A 20135-nucleotide genomic window follows, 5' to 3' on the forward strand; every position below is an offset into this window, starting at 1 on the left:
CCGCCGAACGCCAGGGCCTGGCGATGGCACGTGCCAGGCAACATACGCCCTCCTTTCGATCAGCACTGGTCGAAAGGAGGGCTGGCAACACCGCCTATCGCTCACCTGGCGGTTTTAGCCGAACGCCTTGCCCAGGTCGATCACCAAGGCGCGGTAGCCGACGTTGCCCGGCTGCTGGCTGGTCACCCGGTATTCGGCGAGGACCTCCTGGGTGCCGTATCTAACTTCGCTGAGCACCGGACGGGTCAGGCGTTCGCGGGTCAGGTACTCGATGGAAGCCGAGTAGATCAGTTGAGTGTCGCTGTCGGCGCGGTATTCGACCACCGAGGTGATCGGGCTGTACCAGGCGTCGCCACGTTCCTTGCCGAATTCCCAGAGCTGCTGCACGGTGCCCTCGGTTTCGTCGATGCGGTACTCCACGGCGCGGCTGTAGTTCCCCTCCAGACGAGTCGGAGCGAAGCGACGGCCCCAGCCATTGTCGAACACGGTGAGCGTGCCTTTGCCGCTGAGCCAGGCGGTGTGCTGGGTCCAGGACCAGTCGAAGTCGTCCGGGTAGCTGCCGTCTTCACGCTGCGGCAGAACATTGCCAGCAGCATCGACCGGTCGCAGCACCTTCTCGCGCAACGCTGGCGACCAGCCCTTGGGGTCGGCCAGCAGCCATTTCACCTGCTTGTCGCGACCGATCTTGGCGATGCCCTGGTGACGGGCGGAGATGATGATGCTGTCGTCGTTCGGGTCATAGGCAATCGAATTGACGTGCGCCCAGTTGCGGCCGATGCCGACGCCAGGGGTATCGCCGAAGGGCAGCGCGTCGCCTTCGCTACGTTCGTTCTGCGCCAGTTCGTCGCTCTTCTCCACGCCCTCGGGCAGGAATACTGCCGCCTTACCCAGGGTGTGCAGCAGGTCGGCGCGGTAGGGATCGAGAATGCGCCCCAGGTCCCAGAAGTCGACCACCTCGCCGGACTCGTTGACCTCGATGATCTGGTCGCGCACCGAGCGCACTTGCTGACCATCGTCGCGGCGGTAATCGCTGCTGCCTACGCGCAGCACATAGGTGCCCTTGCCGGTCTCGCGAATCTCGTGGGAGAAGTCGGCGAACTTGCCAGGCAGACGCCGTTCCCACACCGGCCGCCCCAGCAGGTCGTGCTTGAAGTAACGCTGACCCTGGCCCCAGATCAGCTTGCCGTCGGCGGTCTGCTGGAAGCCCATGCTCGCGCCCAGGCCATCGATGCGCGTGGAGTCGTGCAGGCGCTCGATATCCAGGTACCAGCGCACTTCGCCGTTACTATCGGCGATCCAGTTGATGCCCACCGAATCCCACTCGGCGGCACCGCCCTGGGCGTTCCAGCGGAGCTGGCGGTTGGTGCCAGCCACGTCGGTCAGCAGGTGGTTGAACAGGTACAGGCGCTTTTTCAGGCTCGGGTCGACCTTCAACGGCTCGACCTTCGGCAACGCGCCATCCTGGCTGGCGATGCTCGGCAGGCGCACCGCAGGCGCGTAAATGGTGTAGCGCTCGCGCACCCGTTCACCCTTGAGGGTGTAGGCCACTTCGACCTCGTTGCGGTGGTCCGGATAGAGGCCGAAAACCGGGATACCGCCATGGGTCCACAGCACCGAGTCGCTGACCGGGTAATCGATATCGATGCCGCGTTCGCCCCGCCCCAATACACGCACGCGCGCGTTGTTGAGGGTCTGGCCACCATCGCGGATCAATGCAGTCAGCGGGGCGATGCCATACGGGTTGATGACGATGGCGCCGAGGCGGCTGACCGTGGTGTCGGGGATACCGGCAGTAATGCAGGCGCCTTCGGGCAGTTCTTCGGTCGGCGAATGGGTAGCTTGATTGCTCATTGGAACTCCAATGCGAGGGGGCGAAGCAGCAACTTCGCCCGGAAAGGATTAGTGAGGTACGCGGAAGTCGCTGACGGCGGGCGGCACCACGGCCTGCTCGCTGCGCGGCGTGCCGGCGGGCACCCAGTCGTAGGGCACGGGTGTGGCGCGGTACAGCGAGTTGTTGGCGGGGCGTTGCTCGGTGGCCTTGGAGAAGTACGGACTGACGTATTCCCAGACCACTTCGCCCTTGTTGGTCACCTGGAACACTCGGCCGCTCTGGCCTTCGGTGATCAAGGTGTTGCCGTTAGGCAGGCGTCGCGCATTGCTGGTGAAGGCGCTGAAGAACGCGTTGCCCGGGCGGTATTCCCAAACGATCTGCTTGCTGCTCGGCTCGATCTCCAGCACCCGCGAAGCACCGGTGGATATCTGATAGGCCACAGCCGGATAACCCGAACCGCCCTGGTTATCGAACAGCAGGATATTGCCGGCACCAGGCAAACCTTGCGGGATGATCTTGGCGTCGTGCTGACCGCTCAACTGGTCCACCGGGCGCGGCAGCTTGTCCTTGTCAGTGAACGGGTTGAGCAGCTCTGAATTGGCGTAGTTCGGCCCGAGGTTCCACACCACCTTGCCGGTCTTCTTGTCGATGATGGCGACGAAGTTGGCCTGGCGTGAGTCGACGATGATGTTGTCCGGAGCGAAGCGCTTGTCGCCCTGCTCGAACCACTTGTTCGGCCCCAACGTGCGCGCATTGTTGAAGTGCAGGTAGTCGGCCAGCTTGGTGTTGCGCACCAGCGTCAGTTGCTCGGCGCTAAAGCCGAACTCGTCCAGGTGATCGGACGCCAGCCAGCTCCACACCACCTTGCCCTTGGCATCGACTTCATAGATCACATCGTCGATCAGCTCATCGAGTTTGAAGCCGCGCACCTTGTGCAGCGTGTTGGCCAGCACTAGCGTGTTGCCATTGGCCAAACGCTCCTGCTCGTGGTGCTGATGGGCATGACCGCCGGCCTTGTCGCCGGCCCAGCTCCAGACCTGCTTGCCGTCCCAATCCAGCTCGGCGATCGAGTGGTTGTTCACGCCATTGCCGAACGAGCGCTGGTTGCCGTCCTTGCGCTCCTCGAGCTGCAACAGAACGTGGCCTTTGCGACCACCATTCACCGCCGGGTCGATGACCTCGGTAGGGAAGCCTTTGTACGGCCAACTGCGCACCACGTTGCCATTCATGTCGATCAGGTAGCTGGTGCGATCCGCGCCGCTGAACACGGTGTATTGCCCCCAGGCCTTGGCCGGGTCGTACAGGGTGACGCCGGTGGGGTAAACGGTCGGCGCAGCGAGGGCGTTACCGCAGACCAGCAGGGCCGCGGCGAGCTTGAGCATTTTCATGATGAGGTTCCTTTGCGGATCAGAAGTCGTAACGGACGTTGAGACTCAGGGTGCGCGGCGCACCGACGACCAGGGCGTTGCTCGATGCCAGCCAGTATTCCTCGTCGAACAGGTTGTCCAGTTCGGCGCGGTAGGTGACCTGGCCCTGGCCGAGCGGCACGCGATAACTGGCGCCGACGCTGACCACTTCATAGGCCGGCACTTCGCGGGAGTTGAGGGCGTTGATGTACTGCTTGCCACTGTGATTGAGCGAGCCATGCACGCGCAGGTTGGGGATCGACTCGAAGCTCTTTTCCAGCCCCAGGTTGCCCTGCACACGGGCGACGGCTTCGACCTTGTTGCCCTTGATCGCCTCGGCCGCTTCCAGGTACTTGGCGCGCAATAACGTGCCGCCGGCCGATACGGTCAGGGTCGGTAATACACGGTACTGACCATTGATCTCGATGCCGTCGTAACGCACGGTGCCGTCGGAGATGTATACGTTGCTCGCATTCGCGTAACCGGCGCCGCGGTCGATGCGGAACAGCGCCGCGGACAGCGCCCAGTCTTCACGGTTGCTCTTGAAACCGAGCTCGTATTGCTTGCTCTCGATAGGCGCGATCGACTCGCCGGAGTTGGCGTAAGTCGTACCCACCGAACCGCCGTCTTCCAGCGCCTCGACATAGCTCGCGTAGAAGGTCGTGTCCGCTCGCGGCGAATACAGCAGCGCCACGGTCGGCGTGGTCGGCTGTTCCTCGTAGACACTGCGCCGGCGCCCGGAGACGTAGTAGTTTTCGTTGCGGTAATCGAACTTGCGCAACCCCAGCAGCAGCGACCAATGATCACCGAAGCCCAGGGTGTCGCTGAAGAACACCGAGTTCTCGCGGGTGGTGGATATCTCGAAGAATTTGCGCGGTGAATAGCCGTTGTAGGCCAGATCCAGCGAGGAGCCGTTGAGGTTTCCGGTCGGCAGCGTGCCGTTGGGATAGACGTGGTTCTGGCCGCCAGTGCTGGTGTCCGGATTGAGCGACGGGTCACCCTGGTTGAGGTCGCGGGTATGCCACTGCAGGCCGAGGCCGGTCACCACCTGGTGGCGAATCCAGCCGGTCTGGAATTCACCGTCCAGGCGCAATTGGGTGGAGTCGTACTGCAGCGTCGGCTGGTAGAACTGGCGTAGCGCCAGGTCGTAGTCGCCCGCAGCGTTGCGCAGGTGCAGGGTCTCGTCGCGCGAGTTGATGCGCTTGTAGGTGTGCGAATAGCTGGCGTCCAGGGTCCAGGTATCGTTCAACGACCATTCCAGCCCCGTGCTGGCGGCCCAGGCCCTGGAGTTGTAGTAAGACGAGTCGTAACCAGTCAGGTCCTTACGCCCGCTGATGGCGTCGGGCAGCTTGGTGCCGCTGTAGGCACGGGCGCCGGCATCGGCCACGCTGATCGCAGTGATGCCGCCTTCCAGGTTGCGCTCCTGGAACAACACATTGCCGCGCCAGGTCAGCGCCGGGTTGATGCGCGCATCCAGGTACAGCGACTCGACATGCCGTTCGACATGGGTGCCGTTGTATGACTCGCCCCGCTCCTGCACGGCGTTGAGGCGATAGCCGAACCGGTCTTCATCACCGAAACGCCCGCCGGCATCGACGTGCTGGCTGAAAATGCTGTCCTGGGTGTAACCGACGTCCACCGACAGGGTCGGCGTATCGGTGGGCTTCTTCGAAATGTAATTGACGATGCCGCCCGGCGAACCGATGCCATACAGGAAGCCCGTGGCACCCTTGAGTAGCTGCACGGTCTCGAAGGCCTCCAGCGGCAGCTCGACGCCATACATCTGGAACGGATGGCCGTCGATCTTGTAGCCATTGGTGAAGTCCAGGCGCAGGCCGCGCACGTTCAAGGAGAACGGCTGGATCGAGTAGGTATTGCCCTTGGCTTCGACGCCCGCCTCGCCCTCGAACAGCTTGCCGATGGTCTTGGCCTGGCGCTCCTCGATCTTCTCGCTGTTGACGCTGACGGTGGAGAACGGCGTCTGCAGATCGCTACGCGGCCCCAGCGCGCCACCCCGGACCGGGACTTTCTTGACGATGGCCTTTTCGCCGGTGACCAGAACCCGCCCCAGCACCGGCGTATCGCCCTGCTCGTTCTCGTATTCCTCTGCGTCCCCGTCCGTCTGGGCATATGCACTGGGCATGCTCAGTCCAGCCCACGCCGCCAACAGCGCCACATAAAGCGGGGTCAGTCGGGCAGCCGATTGCGGCCCGCAGCTCTCACCTTGTCGATACACGGAGTGCTCCTTTGAAAACGCGGCGAGCGCTGCCGAATAGCGGAGGCGAGTCGAGCGTGATTATTCGATATAGGTATGTATTTATGCTTAATTCGAACTTTTAGAAATAAGCAAGGACATTTATAAAAGCGCCATGCCCTTGCAGCAATTGCATTTCACCGAAACTTTCGATGTAGATCATGCATATCGACCTTCGCCAACTGCGCCACTTCGTCGCCCTTGCCGAGCAGCGCAGCTTCGTCGCCGCCGCCGCCGCGGTGAACCTGTCGCAGTCGGCCTTCAGCCGCAGCATCCAGGCGCTGGAGCACAATGCCGGCTTCCAGTTGGTCGACCGCGCCAGCAAGGACCTGCCGCCAACCAAACAGGGCCTGGTACTGCTCGAACATGCCCGCCGCCTGTTGCGCCAGGCCCAGGACCTGAACAGCGAGATCGGTCGCCTCAACGGCGCGGAAATCGGCACCCTGCGTTTCGGCTGCGGCCCGGCGCCGGCCGGGCAACTGGTGCCACGGGCGGTGGCGGCATTCATCGCCGACTACCCCAAGGCGCGGGTGCATTTCCAGGTGGATAACTGGCAGGACCTGAACCAGCGCCTGATCAACGAGGACATCGAGTTCTTCGTCGCCGACACCCGGCGTTTCGAGGCCGATCCGGATTACCGGATCATTCGCCTGCGCCCACAGCGCATGACCTTCTGCTGCCGCCCGGATCACCCACTGGCCGGACGGGAATCCCTCACCTGCAGCGACCTGTTCAGCTACCCGCTGGCCACCACCTTCCGCCCGCCGAACATCCGCAAGCTGCTCACCGAATACAGCGGGCGCCGCGACTTCATGCCCAGCGTGGAATGCGAGCACACCTATGCCTTGCTCAATGTGGTGATGCATTCCGATGCCATCGCCATCGGCAACGCCCTGAACCTGGAACCGTATTTCCTCAAGGGTGGGCTGAGCCGCCTGCAACCGCTGGATATGCCCGAACACCTGGAGGAACTGCACACCCGCTACGGGGTGGTCCATCGCCAGGGCCGCGCGTTGTCATCGCTGGCCAAGGCCATGATCGAGCGCATCGAACAGATCGACGAAGGCCTCGCCGATCACCTCGCCGGCCTTCCCGCAGAGCATGTGGGCGTATGAACGGGACTTGCACGCCATGCATATGAAATATGCCCGCAATGCGATTGCCGCATTGCCCGGCAGGCCAATGAAATGCAGCGAGCCCCCCTCTCGCGCAACAGGAAAGCATCCATGATTCGCCTGCCAACCTTTCTCATCGCTATTCTGCTGGCCTGCTCCAGCCTGTTCGCCCAGGCTGCCGAGCAACCGGCGACCCTGCGCATCGGCGCGCCCGACCAGAGTGCCGGAAGCAAGCCTTTCACCGCCGGCCCGTTGGGTATCGCCCACGTGCGCCAGCAGTTGGAAGAGGCTTTCGCCGCCGACGGCGTGAAGGTCGAGTGGCACTTCTTCAAGGGGGCCGGTCCGGCGGTGAACGAGGCCTTCGCCAACGGCCAGCTGGACTTCGCCGCCCTCGGCGACCTGGCCGCCATCATCGGCCGCGCCAATGGTCTCGACACCCGCCTGATCCTCGGCGGGCGCGGCTCGAACATGTACCTCGCCAGCACGCCGGAAGCAGCCATCACTTCACTGCAAGACCTGCGCGGCAAGCGCATCTCGGTCTATCGCGGCACGGCGGACCAGCTATCGTTCGCCCGCGCCCTCGATCAGGCCGGCTTGAAGGAGCGCGACCTGAGTATCGTCAGCCTCGACTGGAGCGCGGCCCGTGCGGCCCTGGCGGCACGCCAGATCGATGCCACCTGGTCGGGCATGGGCATCCTCGCGTTGCGCAAGCAGGGCATCGCGTTCCCGGTCGATACCAAACAACTGCCGCTGACGGCCACCACCCAGACCGGCCTGGTGGCCAGCGCCACGTTCCTCCAGCGTTATCCCGAAGCGACGCAGAAGCTGGTGGATGTGCTGGTAAAAAATGCGGCCTGGGCGTCGAGCCCGGCGAATTTCGACGAATACATCGACGTACTCGCGACACAGAGCGCGATTCCCGCCGAGATTTTCCGGGCTGAATACCAGGGCACCGACCTGCTGTTTCGCCATTCGCCGCGCCTGGATGAGTTCCTGCGCGCCAGCTACCAGGACAGCATCCAGCGCGCCGCCGAACTGCGCTTGATCCGCCGCCCTTTCAAGGTCGATGACTGGTTCGAGAGCCGTTTCGTCGATGCCGCCTTGCAGCAACAGAATCTGACCGATTTCTGGCCTGTCTATGACGCCAGCGGCAAGGCGCGATGAATGCGCCGCCAGCATGGGGAATATTCCCCAAATGCATTGGCCGCGAAGGAACGAGGCCTTTTAAATAGACCTTTCTTATTCCTCAAACGACTTAAAAAACTAAACAACTAATAGATTCAGGAGCCATTTCAGTTTGAATGGCTGTTAAGAGGTCAAAGCGGACGTAGGGTGGACAACGCTCTTTTTGTCCACCATTGGCCATGCAGAGCGGTGGACAAGCTTCGCGTTAACTGCGCGTCCCGGTCCACCCTACGTGCTGCATAGAGGCAGGAGCGGACATTCATGTGATGACCGTTCTTACGCGGTGTATTTCACCGTCATTCCCGCGAAGGCGGGAATCCAGAAGCGCTTTTTTGGGTTCCCGCCTTCGCGGGAATGACGAGGATATAAACCGATCATCGGACGAACGTCCGCTCCTGCCTCAACGCTACCGCCCCGAAATGCTGAGAGCGCAACGAAACAGCCCCCTGATCATTTCAATTAAAAACCCCAACCGAGCGTGCCGATGTCCCACACAGCCACTTCCAAAAGCTTCGCCGCTACGGCATCGCCGTACCATCACGCCAGGCACCTGCTGCCCTGGTTGCTGCCGGCCGCGCTGTTCGTGTTGTGGAGCCTGGCCAGTCGTTTCGACTGGATGAGCGAGCAAGTGCTGCCCTCGCCCGCGCTGGTCTGGCAAAGCCTGCTGGAATTCGGCGCCGGCGAGCTGTGGCAGCACCTGGGCATCAGCTTGCAACGCCTGGCCCTCGGCCTGCTGGGTGGGGTGGCGATCGGTACTCTGCTAGGGGCGATCCTCGGTGGCAGCGCCCGCGCCGAACGCCTGATCTACCCGACCTTCGCCAGCCTGGCGCAGATCCCGACCCTGGCCTGGATTCCGCTGTTCATGCTGTTCTTCGGTATCGGCGAAGCACTCAAGCTGGTGGTGTTGATCAAGGCCGTGGTGGTGCCGATTACCCTGCACACCCTGGTCGGCGTGCGCGATGCCCAGCCCCGCCTGCGCGAGGCTGCCCAAGTGCTGCGCCTGCCTGCGCACCTGCACCTGTGGCGCCTGACCATCCCGGCCGCGCTGCCGTCCTTCATGGCCGGCCTGCGCATCGCCTTGAGCACGGCCTGGTCGTCGCTGCTGGCGGTCGAACTGCTCGCCTCCAGCGAAGGCATCGGCTACCTGATGGTCTGGGGTCGCCAACTGTTCATGCTGGATATCGTGTTCGTCTGCATCCTGGTCATTGGCGTGATCGGCGTGACCATGGACAAGGGCATCGCCTGGCTCGACCGCCGCCTGCTCTATTGGCCGCACCCGGCGACCGCGGAGTTCCGCCGCACACGCGCTCATGGTTGGCACCGCGTCGAGCCGTGGCTGCTGCCCATCGCACTGCTTGCGTTGTGGCAGCTTGCCGGCACGCTGCAGTGGGTCGATGCGAACATCCTCGCGACACCAGCGGCAGTCTGGGAGGCCCTGCGCGGCGGCCTGCTCGACGGCAGCCTGATCGACGCCATGGCACGCAGCCTTGGCCGCGCGCTTGGCGGCCTGCTGGTCGGCGGCGGGCTGGGCCTGCTGGTTGGCCTCTTGCTGGGGCTGTGGCGGCGTGGCGAGCCGCTGTTCGGCCCGACGCTCGGCGTGCTGCGCCATGTGGCGATCTTCGCCTGGGTGCCGCTGATCACCGCCTGGTTCGGCCTGGGTGAGCCAGCCAAGATCGTCTTCGTCGCCCTGGCGACGTTCTTCCCGCTGTTCATCGCCACCCAGCGCGGCGTGGCCAACCTGTCGCCACAGCTCGATGAAGCCGCGCGCGTGCTGCGCCTGAACAAACGACTGCGCCTCACCCGCCTGGTCCTGCCCGGTGCGGCGCCAGCGATCTTCGCCGGCCTGCGCCTGTCGCTGATCTACGCCTGGCTGGGCACCATCGGCGCGGAATACTTCATGCCCTCCAATGGCGGTATCGGCAGCCTGATGATTTCCGCCCAACAACTGTTCCGCATGGACCTGATCATGGCCGCCATGCTGCTGATCGGCCTCACCGGCGCCCTGATCAACACGCTCGGCCAACTCATCGAAGCACGCGCCACCCGCTGGAGAACCGCATGAACGCTCAAGCCCCGATCCTCCCTACCGTGCGCTTCGACAAGGTCGGCAAACGTTTCCCCGTGCAGGACGGCGAGTTGCTGGCGATCAGTGAATTCAGTCTCGACGTGAAGGAAGGCGAATCCATCGCCATCCTCGGCTCCAGCGGCTGCGGCAAGTCCACCCTGCTGCGCTTGCTGATCGGCCTCGACGAGCACTTCGACGGCCAGATCCTGATCGACGGCCAGCCGCTGCGCGGCATCGGCAGCGAGCGCGGCATCGTGTTCCAGGAACACCGCCTGTTCCCCTGGCTGAGTGTCGAGCAGAACATCGACCTGGGCCTGGTCAACGAGCAATTGAGCGCCGAAGAGCGCAAACGCCGGGTCGCGGACTTCATCCAACTGGTCGGCCTCGACGGCTTCCAGCATGCCTACCCACACCAACTCTCCGGTGGCATGGCACAGCGCGTGGCCATCGCCCGTGGCCTGGTGGCGAGCCCGCGCATCCTGCTACTCGACGAACCCTTCGGCGCCCTCGATGCCTTGACCCGCCAGCAGATGCAGGAAGAGCTGCTGGCCATCCGCAAACGTGCCGGTATCACCAGCCTGCTGGTCACCCACGATGTCGAAGAAGCGATCTTCGTCGCCGACCGCGTGGTGGTCATGGCGCCACGTCCGGGGCGGATCAAGCGGGTGGTCGAGATCGACCTGCCGCACCCACGCGACCGTGCCGGCTTCGCCTTCCACCGCCTGCGCCAGGAACTGCTGTTCGAGTTGACCGGCGACGGCGACTACCAGGCGCCACCGCCGCGCATCGCCGACCTGCCGCTTACGGCGTTGGCGTATTGAAGCGGGCCTTGGCGCTCGGCTCATCAGCCGCATTGCGGGCACTCTGGTCTTCTCGGGGAGAGCGGCCAAAAAAAGCTTTATAGGCGCGACTGAATGCCGCCTCGGATTCATAGCCAACCGCAAAACCCACGTCGCCGACACGGCTGGTGTGGGTGGCCAGCATGGTTTTGGCCAACGTCAGCCGCCATTCGTTCTGATAGCGCAGGGGCGAACGCCCCACCAGTGCGCTGAACCGCTCACAGAAACTGGAGCGCGACATGCCCGCCAGCTTCGCCAGCGCATCGATGCGCCACTGCTGCCTGGGCTGCTCATGAATGGCCCTGAGCACGCGAGCGATGCGGGCGTCGGACAAACCACCCAGCCAGCCGGACGCGGCACCTTGCTGAACCCAGGTGCGCAGCACGCGGATGACCGTAAGGTCGATCAGCCGGGAAACCATCAGCGCACCGCCCGGCTGCACGTCATTGGCTTCCAGCAGCATGAAATGCAGCAGGCCTTCGGACCACGGCGCCGCTTCGGTCCGTTTGATATGAATCAGCCAGGGCAGGGCGAACAACATGGCCCGAAAGCTTCCGGCATCGAACCAGAAGCGGCAGACGGCGAGCGTTGTCGGGCCGTCGCAGGCGGTGAGCTTCAGCTTCTCCAGGGTGTGGGGCAGCAGGAAGATATCGCCGGGCTCCAGCAGCACGGCGGGCTCGTCGTCGCGCTGAATCTGCAAGCGTCCTGTTTGTAGCAGGCACACGTGGGCGCTGTTGCGGTCCAGCTCCAGGCGATCGCCCTGTTCGAGCGTGGCGGAATAAACGCGGTCACCGGTCAGGCGCATTTGCGCGAGCACCTGGGACAGCAGGTCCCCCGTGGCGAATCCCTCCAGTTGCATTTCCGGAAGAATGATCAAGTGTTCCGGTGAATCGATCATGTCGGGCTGGCCGCGCTTTGACTAACGTAAGACCGCAAGCATAGCCCACCGCTGCGTTTGGCCAGAAGCTATCCGGCGCCGATGTGGTGGAGGCGAACCATGCCGATCATCCAACCAGAAGGAAGTGCTCAATGTTCGGAATCTCTGCCCTTGGCTGGTTACATACGCTGGGTAGCCTGCCCGCCATTCCGCTGGCCGCTTATATGTTCGTTCGCCACGGCCGTATCGTTCCCCGCTCCACGCCCGGCCTGGCCTATCTGGTATTCATGCTGGTGGGAGCCAGCTCGGTGTTTCTGATTGCCAAGCAGACGGTCAGCAATGCCATCGCCGTGCTAACCCTGGTACTGCTGCTGGTCGGCTATGGCGTCGGGCGCATCCGTGCGTTTGGGCGGGCCGGGGTGTACCTGGAAACCATTCTGCTCAGTGTGACGGCGTTCCTTCTGATGCTGCCCACGGTCTCTGAAGTTCTGCGCCGGGTGCCGGATGGCCACCCCATCGCTACGGACCTGCATTCACCGGTGTTGATCGGCGCCCAGGCCAGCCTGTTGCTTGCCCTTGTCGTTGGCGTGGCGGCGCAGGTGATCTACTTGCGCAGGCAAGCGGCGCCGTCGCGCGCCGACTACCGTTGATAGGATTGGGCAAGACTCACATCCGATCCGGCATAGTGCCCCAACGTCCTTCGCCCTAGCATGGCCGCACCCTACCCGTTCAGGAGCGCATGCCATGAGTGCGAGCAAAACCCTCTTCATCACCGGTGTCAGCAGCGGCTTTGGCCAGGCCCTGGCCAAGGAGGCGCTCGCCCAGGGCCATCGGGTGATCGGCAGCGTACGCAGCGAATCCGCTCGGGCAACCTTCGAGGCGCTGTCGCCGGAGCGGGCCCATGCGGTGCTGCTGGACGTGACCCATTTCGATGCCATCGATGCAGTGGTCGCCACAGTCGAGGCCCAGTATGGCCCGGTGGATGTGCTGGTCAATAACGCCGGCTATGGCCACGAGGGCGTGTTCGAGGAGTCGTCGCTGGCAGAAATGCGCCAGCAGTTCGATGTGAACCTGTTCGGCGCGGTGGCGGTGACCAAGGCCTTTGTCCCGTATTTTCGCCAGCGGCGGGCCGGGCATATCCTCAATATCACATCCATGGGCGGCCATATCACCATGCCGGGCATCGCCTATTACTGCGCCAGCAAATTTGCCCTGGAAGGTATCTCCGACACCCTGAGCAAGGAGCTGGCGCCCTTCGCCATCTTTGTCACCGCCGTGGCGCCAGGCTCGTTCCGTACGGACTGGGCGGGCCGCTCGATGCAGCGCACACCGCGTCGTATCAGTGACTATGACGCGAGCTTCAACCCGGTGCGCAAAGCCCGCGAGGAGAAAAATGGCCATCAGTTGGGCGACCCGCAGAAAGCCGCGCGCGCCATGCTGGCGATTATCGCCAGCCCGAACCCGCCTGCTCACCTGCTGCTAGGCAGCGATGCCCTGGCCCTGGTGCGTGACAAGCTGCAGCGTACGCTAGAGAGTATTGAGCAATGGGAGACGCTAAGCCGTTCTACCGATGGCTGAGCCTTGATGGAGAGAGCATGACCAAGCCCAGGGACCCGTGCACCGCGCGCATGGTGCAGTTGATGAGCCAGCTTGCACCCCAGGAGGGGTACAACCTGACGCCCCTGGATGATGTGCGTTTCTTGCGCGCCAACCGACCGCTGACGCGCACGCCGGTGCTCTATGAGCCCGGCATCGTCATCCTCTGCCAGGGCCAGAAACGTGGCTACCTGGGGGATGCTGTCTACGTCTACGACGCCCAGCATTATCTGGTGGTGTCGGTGCCGGTGCCCTTCACCATGGAGACCGACGCCAGCGAGACGGAGCCGATGCTGGCGGTGTATCTGCGCCTGGACTTCGCCCTGGCGGGTGAGTTGATCCAGCAGGTGGATGCAGTGCGCGGCGTCAGTACGGCGCAGCCGATGGGCATGTACGCCTCGCCGATGGACGCGGCGCTGCGCCAGTCGACCCTGCGTTTTCTACAGGTGATGACCGACAGCAGCGACGCGCGAATCCTCGGCCCGGCCATGCTGCGAGAACTCTACTACCGCATCCTCACTGGCGAACAAGGCGGCACCCTGCGCGCGGCCATCGTTCAGCAGGGCCAGTTCGGCAAGGTCACGCGGGCCATTCACAAAATCCACAGTTGCTACCATGAGCACCTGGATGTCGAGGCCCTGGCCCAGGAAGCGCGGATGAGCGTGCCCAGCTTCCACCTGCATTTTCGCAAGGTGACCGATTCGTCACCGATGCAATACCTCAAGTCGGCACGCCTGCATCAGGCGCGGTTACTGATGCTGCGCAACGACCTGACGGCCGCCAAGTCAGCGTTTCTGGTGGGCTACGAAAGCGCCTCGCAATTCAGTCGCGACTTCAAACGCCTCTTCGGCCGCACGCCGTTGGCGGAGGTGGCGTGGATGAAAAAAGCCTATGCGTTGCCCGCACCGACGAGCCCGTCGCCTTTTGTATCGTCGCACTGAGCAGGGCCGTCCCCATGGAGAGGCGCCGAGGCAAGCCGCACCACTTTCGCCGCGCCCAAAAAAACGCCCCGAGAACGGGGCGGCTGCATAGCGCATAAGGTCTCTAACGAGACGGTAGAAATCGTCAGGTAAGGCTGGCCAACGGGCCACTGAGGTAATCGAGCAGGCGCTGCAGTGTCGGCGCCATCGAGCTGCATTGAGACAGGCCATCGCGGATGGTCTGGGCATCCTGGACCGCGCCGGCGCGCTTGAGATCGTCCGGGCAGGCCGCCAGCAACGCCTCGATACTGTCCGGCGTGCTTTCCAGGTGGCATTGCAGCGCCACCGCGCGTTCGCGCCAGACGAAGCCCTGGTTGGCACAGGCTGCCGAGCCGTACAGGGCGATGCTCTCGGCGGGCAGGTCGAAGGTCTCGCCATGCCAATGCATGGCCATCAACCGCTGCGGCAGCATGCGCCCCAGCGGCGAGCGCTTGGCCTGGGCCTGCTTCTCCAGAGGCCACCAGCCGATCTCGGCCTGCTCGCCTGGACGCACCCCGGCACCGAGCGCTTCGGCGATCAATTGCCCGCCCAGGCATACGCCCAGCACACGCTTGCCCCCTTCCAACGCCGCGCGAATCAAGTGTTTTTCAGCGACCAGCCAGGGATGTTCGGCGACGTCGTGGACACTCATCGGCCCGCCCATCACCACCAGCAGATCGAGGGCAGCGAGTTCCGGTAACGCATCGCCGGCATACGGGTGAAACGTCTGGCTGGAAAAGCCACGGGCGTCGATCCAGTCGGCGATACGCCCTGGTCCTTCGAATGCCACGTGCTGAATGATCGCAACCCGCATCAAGCTACCTCCACATCGTTTTTACGTTGCCGTGCATGGGTCATCGCCCGCCCCAGGCGCCGGATCATTTCATCGACATTGCCATGGCTGACCGTCAGCGCCGGCGAGAAACGCAGGCAATCCGGCTGCGGCGCGTTGATCAACAGACCCTCGACCATCGCTTCGCGCACCACTGCGGCGGCCGGTAGCTCATTCAGGGCAAGACCGAGCAACAACCCGTGCCCGCGCACCCCACCGAGCCCCTGGCGCTTGGCCAGGCGCTCCAGGGCATCGCGCAGGTGATCGCCGATATCGCGTACCTGCTCGAGAAAACCGGGCTCCAGCACCGTGTCGACCACCGCCAGGCCGGCGCTGGTCATCAGCGCATTGCCGTGGTAGGTGCCGCCCTGCTCGCCGGGCTCGAAGCAACAGGCGTTGCCCCGCGCCAGCAAGGCGGCGAGCGGCACGCCGCCGCCCAGCCCCTTGCCCAGGGTGACGACATCGGCGCGGATGCCGTACAGCTCTTCGGCGAGCAAGGTGCCGCAACGACCGACGCCGGTCTGCACCTCATCGAGCATCAGCAAGGCGCCGCGCTCACGGCACAGGCGCTCGGCCCCCTGCAAATACTCAAGGGTGGCGGGGATCACGCCCGCCTCCCCCTGCAAGGGTTCGAGCAGCACCGCCACCACGTCATCGCCCAGCGCCGCATCGAGCGCGTCCAGGTCGTTGTACGGCACCTTGTCGAACCCCGGCACCTTGGGCTCGAACAACGCCTCGAACGCTGGCTTGCCGGATGCGGACATGGTCGCCAGGGTGCGGCCATGAAACGAATGCTGCGCGGTGACGATGCGGAACGCGCCATCGCGGTGACGCGCGCCCCACTTGCGCGCCAGCTTGATCGCGCCCTCGTTGGCCTCGGCGCCGCTATTGAGGAAGTAGGCCTGGTCGCTGCCGGTCGCCTGGCACAAGCGGCCGGCCAGATCGAGCATGCCACGGTTGTAGAAGGCCGGTCCCGGATTGATCAACTGCTCGGCCTGGCGCGACAAGGCCTGCACCACGGCACGCGGGCTGTGCCCCAGGCTGTTGACCGCCCAGCCCTGGGTGAAGTCCAGGTAGGAGCGCCCTTCGCTGTCCCACAGCCATGAACCCTGACCGCGCACGAAGATCTGCGGCGGACGTGCCACCGTGTTCATCAGCCGGTCACTGGCCCATTCGTCACGCATGTTGCTCGACCTCCTCGTAGCGATATTCGACCCGGGCCGATGGATGCCCGCGGCGCCCTGCTCGACGATGCTCATGGCACTGCGCTGGCGAAGTCGGCATCTTCGACTTTACCTATGAAAACGCCTTGGAACCTGGGTGAGCGCATGGATGCCTCCGGGCGCACGATATCGGCTTGCTTGGCGGGTAGATTAGGGGTTGCAAGGGCAACGGGACATTTCGATTTGCCTGCTTCATTGATAAGCTAAGCTTATCGAACAAGCCAGGTACGACCTCATGGACTTTCGCCAGTTGCGCTACTTCGTCGCCCTCTACGAGGAAGGCCATGTCGGCCGCGCCGCCGAACGCCTGTGCCTGTCGCAACCCGCACTGTCGCAACAGATTCGCCAACTGGAACAGAATCTCGACGTCGCGCTGTTCCAGCGCAGCGGCAAACGCCTGCTGCCAACGCTTGCCGCTCACACGCTCTATAACCACGCGCTACCGCTGCTCGACGGCCTGGAGCGGGCACGCGAAGCCCTGCGCAGTTTCAAGGGCCGCTCGCCGCGCAGCCTGGCCATCGGCGTGCTGCAGACGGTCAACGCCAGCCTGGTACCGCAGTTGCTCGAACGCCTGCGCGAAAGCCAGCCTCATCTGGTGGTGCAGATCTACGAATTGTCCGGCCTGGATGTCGAGCGGCGCCTGCTCTCCGGCAGCCTGGACATCGGCATCGGCTTCCTGCCACCACGCCAGCCCGGGCTGCATAGCCTGGAGCTGTATCAGGATGAGCTGCAACTGGTGATCCCCGAGGAACATCCCCTGCGCGAATTCAAGAAAGTCTCGCTGGCCCAAGCCGCGGAACAGCAGATGCTGCTGCTTGGCGAAGAGTTTCGCGTGCGGCAGATCTGGCAGGAGCAACTGGCGCTGCTCGGTCGCCGCGCCCAGGTCCAGGCCGAGCTGAATCACATGAGCGGCATTCTCGACAGCCTGCCGAATACGACCCTGGCCACCGTCCTGCCGGGTCGAGCAAGGCAGTTGCATGCCAACCAGGGGTTGCTGTGGAAACCGATCAGCGAACCGCGCATCCCATTGCAAGTCGGCCTGGTGTTTCGCGACGCGCAGCGCCAGCAGGCCACGCTGGACCTGCTGCGCACGCTGCTGGAAGGGCTGACAGCCACCAGTTTCATGCCTCAAGCCACAAGCAGGAGCCCGGAGCCCTTCGAGCCGCTCTGACTTGCGCTTGGGGTTTGCCGCTGTTTTTTTCCGCGCAAAAGAAAAACCCCGCTTGCGCGGGGTTTTGCAGACTGGTTCCCTGACATCCTGTCGGCTCGCCATCCTGGCGGCACTCCTACGAATCCGTGTTTTCCTTGGCGCTTCCTGCGCGTCGTCCATGGAAAGCAAGGTTAAAGATCCGACCTGTATGGCGCTAGCCGTAAAAGCTGGCAGAACGTGTAAGCCATTGCCTACAAATCCTGGCCGACGAGAAGGGATTCACAAATTCGTGGCGCCCGTTATCATCGCGCGCCTTTTCCCTTCCTTTCGCCGGTGCCCCCGATGAAACCGCAATTGATCGCCGCCGCCGAAATCGACCGCCTGGAAACCTGGAGTCGCTACACCAAGGACATGTGCAGCAGTTGCCATTCCACCTGCTGCACCCTGCCGGTCGAGGTGCGCATCGGCGACCTGATCCGCATCGGCCTGGTCGACGAATTCGAGCGCGGCGAACCGCCGAGGAACATCGCCAAGCGCTTGCAGAAGGACGGCGTCATCGAGCGCTTCAACCAGAAGTCCGGCATCTTCACCCTGGCGCGCATGAGCAACGACGACTGCATGTACCTGGACCGCAAGTCGCGCCTGTGCACGATCTACGAGAAGCGCCCGGACACTTGCCGCAACCACCCGCGCGTAGGACCACGCCCTGGCTACTGCGCCTGGAAACCCAAGCAGCAGGCGGCTCGCTAAGAACCTGTTCACGATCTTTTCGAGCGCGTTCGAATGGCTGCTTCGAGGCAGAAGCGGACGTCATTACTCGGTGTGTTTAGCCGTCACTCCCGCGAAGGCGGGAGCCCAAAAAAGGCGCCTCTGGATTCCCGCCTTCGCGGGAATGACGGAGGAATAACGAATGCCCGCTCCTGCCTCAACGCTACCCAAGGAGCCGATCTGAGACCGTGAACAGGCTCTAAGGGACGTCTACCCGAGCTACAGTGCCTTGGCCGGCTTGCCCGCAGCGTCCTGCTGCGCCAACTGCGCACCCGCTGCCTTCGGCTTGATCAGGCTGAAGTCGATCAGCCCGCGGGGCATGTCCGGATTGCCGATCAGCAGTGGGCGCGGCGTGTAGCTCGCACTGATCAGGCTGCGGCTCTTGTCCAGTTCATCGAAACTCAGGCCGGCCAAGTCCGCCCAGGTATGCACCAGGCTGGAGCTGATGAACGGGCGCGACAACAGCGGCCGGAAGTCCACCGGGTGCTGCGCCCGCCACTTCGGCGCCGTCCAGACGATGAACGGGATGGTGTACATCGGGCTCACCGGAGCGCCTTCGTTGCGTCCCAGCACCTTCGGCGCGACCGGGTCGAACACCGCCTCGCCGTGGTCCGACAGATACAGCAGGAAACCATTGGGGTCGGTCGCCGAGAAGCGCCGGATCAGCCCCGACACCACATAGTCGTTGAACAGCACCGCATTGTCGTAGGCGTTATAGGTGGGCAACTGATCGTCGCTGATGCCATCCGGTGCCCCGGTACGACTGGTGAAACGTTCGAACTGCGGTGGATAGCGATACTGGTAGCTCATGTGCGTGCCCAGCAGGTGGACGACGATGAACTTGCGCGGCGTGCTGTCGGCCAGCACCTTGGCGAAGGGGGCGAAGACGTCGTCATCGTACTGACGGGCGTTCTGCTCGCGGTTGTTGTTCAGGTAGACCTGCTCATCCGCCTGCTCGGAAAAGGTCGTGAGCAGGGTGTTGCGTTTGGTCATGGTCTGCTGGTTGGTGATCCAGTAGGTCTTGTAGCCGGCCTGCTTCATCACGCTGACCAGCGACGGCGTGTCGAGGTAGCGCAGCGGATGCTCCTGGTCGGCGAAGGTCAGCACCTGCTGCAACGCCTCGATGGTGTAGGGGCGCGGGGTGATGACGTTATCGAAGACCTGCAGTTGGTCGCGGATTTCGTCGAGGTTCGGTGTGGTCTTGCGGTTGTAGCCGTACAAGCTCATGCGCTGGCGATTGGTCGACTCGCCGATGACCAGCACCAGGGTCGATGGCCGTCCGGCCTGGGCATCCTTCAGGTTGCCGAGCGGCGCGACGCTGGAGACCTGGGAAAGCAGGCCCTGCATGCCGTCGAGTTGCTGGCGATACTGGTGATAGCCGACCAGCAACTGCCAGGGCGTGGCCGTCTCGATGCGCTGCTCGACGTTCTCCAGGGCCAGCTCCACATCGCGGAACTTCAGGTACTGGCGTACGCCCGGATAACCCAAGGTCACGGCCACCAGTGCCACGCTGGCGAGCAGCGCGGCGCCACGCGACACATGCACCGGCCGCAGCCGTCGCCACAACCACCAGGCACCGAGACCATAGGCCAGGAAGGCCGGGACCATCCACCAGGCAAAATACTGGCTCAGGTATTCCGAGGCTTCGGCGAGGTTGGACTCGAACAGGACAAAGATGACGCTCTGGGAGAACTCCTGGCCATAGATCAGGAAATAACCGAAGCCGGCCAACGAGCAAAGCCACAGGGGCACACCGATGAACGCCGCCAGCAGCCGGGTGCGTGCGGGAAACAGCAACAGCGGGGCCATCCACAACGCACTGAGAATCGTAGCCTGACGCAACCCGGCGAAGCCCGCGGTCCCGGTGCACTGGATCAGCACCTGGGTCACGCCGGAGAAATACCAGAAGAACGCGAACATCCAGGCCAGCCCAGGCCAATCGATCGATTTTTTACCGTACTGCACCGCTGACATGGCCACCCCGAACTGCCCAATCGAAAGTAGGCGCAGTTTCGGGATGGAACGGTGAAAAGAT

General features: G+C 63.6%; 16 protein-coding genes. 9 read left to right on the forward strand and 7 right to left on the reverse strand.

The annotated features are described in order from the left end of the window. Positions 1-114: 114 nt before the first annotated feature. Genes ACSZPK_RS01150 through ACSZPK_RS01160 form a run of 3 tightly spaced genes read right to left on the reverse strand, consistent with a single transcriptional unit; the run spans position 115 to position 5473 of the window. Entirely contained in the window at positions 115-1851 is a 1737-nt protein-coding gene (locus ACSZPK_RS01150; protein ID WP_437879564.1) for an aryl-sulfate sulfotransferase, read from the reverse strand. A 48-nt stretch (positions 1852-1899) separates the two neighbouring features. Then, positions 1900-3213 (reverse strand): aryl-sulfate sulfotransferase, encoded by a 1314-nt coding sequence (locus ACSZPK_RS01155; RefSeq protein WP_437880255.1) that lies wholly within the window; start codon positions 3211-3213, stop codon positions 1900-1902. Positions 3214-3238: 25 nt separating this feature from the next. Continuing rightward, positions 3239-5473: a TonB-dependent siderophore receptor gene (locus ACSZPK_RS01160; protein WP_437879565.1), complete on the reverse strand. Its 2235-nt coding sequence runs from the start codon at positions 5471-5473 to the stop codon at positions 3239-3241. A 179-nt stretch (positions 5474-5652) separates the two neighbouring features. Here ACSZPK_RS01160 and ACSZPK_RS01165 point away from each other — a divergent pair, with 179 nt between their 5' ends. The 4 genes from ACSZPK_RS01165 to ACSZPK_RS01180 all read left to right on the forward strand — a co-directional run bounded on the left by ACSZPK_RS01165 (position 5653) and on the right by ACSZPK_RS01180 (position 10677). Beyond that, positions 5653-6606 carry a LysR family transcriptional regulator gene (locus ACSZPK_RS01165; RefSeq protein ID WP_437879566.1) on the forward strand — a complete coding sequence of 318 codons (954 nt, stop codon included), beginning with the start codon at positions 5653-5655 and terminating at the stop codon, positions 6604-6606. A 111-nt stretch (positions 6607-6717) separates the two neighbouring features. Next, positions 6718-7770, forward strand: coding sequence for an ABC transporter substrate-binding protein (locus ACSZPK_RS01170; RefSeq protein WP_437879567.1), 1053 nt, complete (start codon positions 6718-6720; stop codon positions 7768-7770). A gap of 505 nt (positions 7771-8275) precedes the next feature. Then, the gene (locus ACSZPK_RS01175) at positions 8276-9853 is read left to right on the forward strand and encodes an ABC transporter permease (RefSeq protein WP_437879568.1); all 1578 of its coding nucleotides are present in this window, start codon (positions 8276-8278) and stop codon (positions 9851-9853) included. Further along, on the forward strand, positions 9850-10677 hold the full coding sequence (locus ACSZPK_RS01180; RefSeq protein ID WP_437879569.1) for an ABC transporter ATP-binding protein: 828 nt from the start codon (positions 9850-9852) through the stop codon (positions 10675-10677). Before ACSZPK_RS01175 ends, ACSZPK_RS01180 begins: the two co-directional genes overlap by 4 nt. Here ACSZPK_RS01180 and ACSZPK_RS01185 read toward each other — a convergent pair. After that, a complete protein-coding gene (locus ACSZPK_RS01185; RefSeq protein WP_437879570.1) occupies positions 10658-11593 on the reverse strand; it encodes an AraC family transcriptional regulator in 936 nt (311 codons plus the stop codon). The genes ACSZPK_RS01180 and ACSZPK_RS01185 overlap by 20 nt on opposite strands. Positions 11594-11724: 131 nt before the next feature. Here ACSZPK_RS01185 and ACSZPK_RS01190 point away from each other — a divergent pair, with 131 nt between their 5' ends. From ACSZPK_RS01190 to ACSZPK_RS01200, 3 genes are all read left to right on the forward strand, one after another. Further along, the gene (locus ACSZPK_RS01190) at positions 11725-12222 is read left to right on the forward strand and encodes a hypothetical protein (protein ID WP_437879571.1); all 498 of its coding nucleotides are present in this window, start codon (positions 11725-11727) and stop codon (positions 12220-12222) included. Positions 12223-12316: 94 nt separating this feature from the next. Then, on the forward strand, positions 12317-13150 hold the full coding sequence (locus ACSZPK_RS01195; RefSeq protein ID WP_437879572.1) for an oxidoreductase: 834 nt from the start codon (positions 12317-12319) through the stop codon (positions 13148-13150). 17 nt (positions 13151-13167) lie between these two features. Continuing rightward, positions 13168-14109, forward strand: coding sequence for an AraC family transcriptional regulator (locus ACSZPK_RS01200; protein WP_437879573.1), 942 nt, complete (start codon positions 13168-13170; stop codon positions 14107-14109). A 124-nt stretch (positions 14110-14233) separates the two neighbouring features. Here the strand turns inward: ACSZPK_RS01200 and ACSZPK_RS01205 are convergent, their stop codons facing one another. Both ACSZPK_RS01205 and ACSZPK_RS01210 read right to left on the reverse strand, forming a co-directional pair. Beyond that, positions 14234-14941, reverse strand: coding sequence for a type 1 glutamine amidotransferase (locus ACSZPK_RS01205; protein ID WP_437879574.1), 708 nt, complete (start codon positions 14939-14941; stop codon positions 14234-14236). Then, entirely contained in the window at positions 14941-16143 is a 1203-nt protein-coding gene (locus tag ACSZPK_RS01210) for an aminotransferase class III-fold pyridoxal phosphate-dependent enzyme (RefSeq protein WP_437879575.1), read from the reverse strand. Before ACSZPK_RS01210 ends, ACSZPK_RS01205 begins: the two co-directional genes overlap by 1 nt. Before the next feature lie 274 nt (positions 16144-16417). On the opposite strand from ACSZPK_RS01210, the gene ACSZPK_RS01215 reads away from it, so the two are divergent. Both ACSZPK_RS01215 and ACSZPK_RS01220 read left to right on the forward strand, forming a co-directional pair. Continuing rightward, the gene (locus ACSZPK_RS01215) at positions 16418-17353 is read left to right on the forward strand and encodes a LysR family transcriptional regulator (protein WP_437879576.1); all 936 of its coding nucleotides are present in this window, start codon (positions 16418-16420) and stop codon (positions 17351-17353) included. A 321-nt stretch (positions 17354-17674) separates the two neighbouring features. Then, positions 17675-18082 (forward strand): YkgJ family cysteine cluster protein, encoded by a 408-nt coding sequence (locus ACSZPK_RS01220; protein WP_437879577.1) that lies wholly within the window; start codon positions 17675-17677, stop codon positions 18080-18082. A gap of 237 nt (positions 18083-18319) precedes the next feature. Here the strand turns inward: ACSZPK_RS01220 and cptA are convergent, their stop codons facing one another. Next, positions 18320-20074 carry a phosphoethanolamine transferase CptA gene (cptA, locus tag ACSZPK_RS01225; RefSeq protein ID WP_437879578.1) on the reverse strand — a complete coding sequence of 585 codons (1755 nt, stop codon included), beginning with the start codon at positions 20072-20074 and terminating at the stop codon, positions 18320-18322. Positions 20075-20135: the final 61 nt, after the last annotated feature.

It is taken from the genome of Pseudomonas sp. LRF_L74, assembly GCF_965644255.1.
Classification (GTDB): Bacteria; Pseudomonadota; Gammaproteobacteria; order Pseudomonadales; family Pseudomonadaceae; genus Aquipseudomonas.

Bases quoted from the DNA above. Each gene is read 5' to 3' on its own strand.
- ACSZPK_RS01220 (WP_437879577.1), top strand. From the start codon at position 17,675: ATGAAACCGCAATTGATCGCCGCCGCCGAAATCGACCGCCTGGAAACC.
- ACSZPK_RS01215 (WP_437879576.1), top strand. From the start codon at position 16,418: ATGGACTTTCGCCAGTTGCGCTACTTCGTCGCCCTCTACGAGGAAGGC.
- ACSZPK_RS01185 (WP_437879570.1), bottom strand. From the start codon at position 11,593: ATGATCGATTCACCGGAACACTTGATCATTCTTCCGGAAATGCAACTG.
- ACSZPK_RS01165 (WP_437879566.1), top strand. From the start codon at position 5,653: ATGCATATCGACCTTCGCCAACTGCGCCACTTCGTCGCCCTTGCCGAG.
- ACSZPK_RS01150 (WP_437879564.1), bottom strand. From the start codon at position 1,851: ATGAGCAATCAAGCTACCCATTCGCCGACCGAAGAACTGCCCGAAGGC.
- ACSZPK_RS01155 (WP_437880255.1), bottom strand. From the start codon at position 3,213: ATGCTCAAGCTCGCCGCGGCCCTGCTGGTCTGCGGTAACGCCCTCGCT.
- ACSZPK_RS01210 (WP_437879575.1), bottom strand. From the start codon at position 16,143: ATGCGTGACGAATGGGCCAGTGACCGGCTGATGAACACGGTGGCACGT.
- ACSZPK_RS01180 (WP_437879569.1), top strand. From the start codon at position 9,850: ATGAACGCTCAAGCCCCGATCCTCCCTACCGTGCGCTTCGACAAGGTC.
- ACSZPK_RS01200 (WP_437879573.1), top strand. From the start codon at position 13,168: ATGACCAAGCCCAGGGACCCGTGCACCGCGCGCATGGTGCAGTTGATG.
- ACSZPK_RS01170 (WP_437879567.1), top strand. From the start codon at position 6,718: ATGATTCGCCTGCCAACCTTTCTCATCGCTATTCTGCTGGCCTGCTCC.
- ACSZPK_RS01190 (WP_437879571.1), top strand. From the start codon at position 11,725: ATGTTCGGAATCTCTGCCCTTGGCTGGTTACATACGCTGGGTAGCCTG.
- cptA (WP_437879578.1), bottom strand. From the start codon at position 20,074: ATGTCAGCGGTGCAGTACGGTAAAAAATCGATCGATTGGCCTGGGCTG.
- ACSZPK_RS01175 (WP_437879568.1), top strand. From the start codon at position 8,276: ATGTCCCACACAGCCACTTCCAAAAGCTTCGCCGCTACGGCATCGCCG.
- ACSZPK_RS01195 (WP_437879572.1), top strand. From the start codon at position 12,317: ATGAGTGCGAGCAAAACCCTCTTCATCACCGGTGTCAGCAGCGGCTTT.
- ACSZPK_RS01205 (WP_437879574.1), bottom strand. From the start codon at position 14,941: ATGCGGGTTGCGATCATTCAGCACGTGGCATTCGAAGGACCAGGGCGT.